This is a genomic window from Ruminococcus sp., assembly GCF_016283395.1.
Window position 1 is genome coordinate 1 of record NZ_JAEEMU010000024.1, and the last position, 2,053, is coordinate 2,053.

At 46.0% G+C, this 2,053-nt stretch carries 2 protein-coding genes, 1 pseudogene and 1 riboswitch; of the genes and pseudogenes, 2 read left to right on the plus strand and 1 reads right to left on the minus strand.

What is annotated here, in order from left to right:
- A partial coding sequence (gene hrcA, locus QZZ41_RS00465) for a heat-inducible transcriptional repressor HrcA (RefSeq protein WP_295066664.1) occupies nucleotides 1-719 on the minus strand: 719 nt, incomplete at its 3' end.
- A 253-nt stretch (nucleotides 720-972) separates the two neighbouring features.
- Nucleotides 973-1,088, plus strand: a riboswitch (THF riboswitch).
- Nucleotides 1,089-1,157: 69 nt separating this feature from the next.
- Here hrcA and QZZ41_RS00470 point away from each other — a divergent pair.
- Both QZZ41_RS00470 and QZZ41_RS00475 read left to right on the plus strand, forming a co-directional pair.
- Nucleotides 1,158-1,718, plus strand: a complete 561-nt coding sequence (locus QZZ41_RS00470) for a folate family ECF transporter S component (protein ID WP_295066666.1) — start codon at nucleotides 1,158-1,160, stop codon at nucleotides 1,716-1,718.
- Nucleotides 1,715-2,053, plus strand: a pseudogene (locus tag QZZ41_RS00475) (bifunctional folylpolyglutamate synthase/dihydrofolate synthase); the annotation flags it as partial. The gene QZZ41_RS00470 and the pseudogene QZZ41_RS00475, both read left to right, overlap by 4 nt.

The window sequence follows — 2,053 nt, forward strand, 5'->3', positions numbered from 1 at the left end:
GAGAGGAGCTTTTCTCCTCCGCTGACGGTCAGTTCTTCCTGACGAAGATCCTCCGAAAGTTCGCAGATGCCTTTTACCAGCGGTGAAAGCGATACCATGTACGCGCTCACGGCTGCTACCATTTTGTCGAAAACGTCCTCAGACAGTTCGTCTACGGATACACCGCTGAGGTTTTCCTCTATATAATGTGTAAAGAAATCAAGCTGTTCATGGCTGAGGTCGAATTCAAGTCTGCAAGCCTTGTTTTTAATGCTTCCGTTGGACGTTATCAGCAGGATAACGTACAGTCTTTTACCCGTGGGGATGACTTCCACCTTTGATATCACCGAAAATCTCGGTACAGCGTTTGAAACTACTGCGGCACACTGTGTTATCTCGGTAAGAGCAGTTGCGGCATTCTGCACCAGAAGCTCTTCGGGAGTATCCTTATCGCCGAGCATTTCATCGAGCCGCCGCTTTTCCTCATCGGGGAGGTCGTGAGGCGTCATAAGCTCGTCGATATAAAGGCGATAGCCTTTGAAGGTAGGAACTCTGCCTGCCGATGTATGTGGCTGTTCCAGATATCCCATCTGTTCAAGAGCCGCCATATCATTTCTGATAGTAGCGGAGGAAACATTTATATTTTCAAGCTTTGAGATAGATTTCGAGCCGACGGGTTCGCCCGTCCTTACATATTCGTCAACCACAGCAGCAAGTATTTTCAGCTTTCTGTCGTCCACGATACTCACAACCTTTCGATCTCGTTAGCACTCTAACTCTCTGAGTGCTAACTATAATTTATCACTATTATGGACTTTTGTCAAGGGTTTTATACATTTTCGGCTTTTTGACTCATTTTTACCACCTGCTTATGTGTATTTAGAGCAATTTGACAAAGACTCGGAAAGGACGTTTTTTCGTGCCCCGAACTATTGACAAACGGCGATATGCGCTGTATAATGTTAGTGCAGTAAGGTACTGCGATCAATCATTTGAAGAGTAAAAATGCGTTCGTTATACCTAAATGGTATTCCAGTGTTGACCGAACGGGGAGTTGTCGGTCAAACGAAAAGCTCAGGCTTACGGTTCACATTTTGCATCCCGCTTCATAGGACAACTAAAAAAGAAACATAACCTTCTTTTCTTGTCGTATGAGTGAGGAAAAGGAGGTTATTTTTATGGCTGCAAACAACAGAGAAACAGCAGTAAAGTCTGATATCAGACTTTTCGGAAGCACAAAGGTACTGGTAGTGGCTGCACTGCTCATTGCTATCAGTATCGTAGGCAAATCTCTCAGAGTGGATATCTTCAGCGTTATCCGCATAAGTGCAGAGACTCTTCCCGTGCTTATGGCTGCTATTTTCTTCGGACCGTTCATCGGTGCGGCAGTAGGTGCAGGCGCTGACCTTATCGGCTGTCTTGTGACAGGAATGACACCAATGCCTGTTATCACAGTAGGTGCGGCTGCTACAGGATTTTTCGCAGGACTTGTATACCAGTATGTACTCAAGGAAAAGCTTCTTCCGAGAATTGCGCTTTCAGTAGTTATCGGCAGACTTATCGGCTCTGTCATAATCACAACAACAGGTCTGTATTATCTCTTCCCCGGTATGAGACCACAGCTTATCTGGAGACCTGTTACTAACATCATCATGGCAGTTATCGAGGTTTCTATCATCTATATGCTCATGAGCAATAAGGCGTTTACTGCTCAGCTTGAAAAAATAAAGAGAAAATGAACTATACAGAAGCACTTGACTATATGAAAAAGGCTGCCGAGCGCGGCAGTGTTCTGGGATTATCCCGTGTTACAGAGCTTCTCAGTCTCATGGGAGACCCGCAGGACAAGGTGAAAACAGTCCATATTTCGGGCACAAACGGCAAAGGCTCTTTCGGAGCTATGCTCACATCGGTGCTGAAAAACGCAGGCTATAGGGTTGGGGGATTTTCTTCCCCTGCCATAACTAAGGTGACGGGCAGCTTCCGCATTGACGGCGAAGAGATATCGGAGCAGGAATTTGCGGATATCATCGGTGATATCGCTCCTGTATGCGAGAGCAGGGAGGAAAAGCCT